Source organism: Bacillus sp. EKM420B (assembly GCF_011065565.1).
Taxonomy (GTDB): Bacteria; Bacillota; Bacilli; order Bacillales; family Bacillaceae; genus Bacillus; species Bacillus velezensis.
In genome coordinates, this window is sequence record NZ_JAAMNX010000059.1 from 1 (window position 1) to 242 (window position 242).

Below are 242 nucleotides of genomic sequence, written 5' to 3' on the forward strand. Positions count from 1 at the left end.
GCGTTAGCCATGGCATAATCGCTTTGTCCCGATCCTAATTCCGGCACCACGCCGGACACTGAAGAAAACAGCGCAAAAAACCGGAGAGGCTCCTTATGCAGCGCTTGATACAAAAGGTCCAGTCCGTCTGTTTTAGGCTCAAGCACGGTCATCATCTGTTCTCTTGTTTTGCGGATAAAGGCCGGATGATCGAGATCTACGGCTCCCGCTGCGTGTATCACGCCTCCTATCGGCCCCATCTT

At 52.9% G+C, this 242-nt stretch carries 1 protein-coding gene; it reads right to left on the reverse strand.

Annotation, left to right across the window (positions count from 1 at the left end):
• Nucleotides 1-242, reverse strand: a 242-nt coding sequence (locus G9F48_RS19535) for a ketoreductase domain-containing protein (RefSeq protein WP_165409998.1), incomplete at both ends; no start/stop codon positions are given.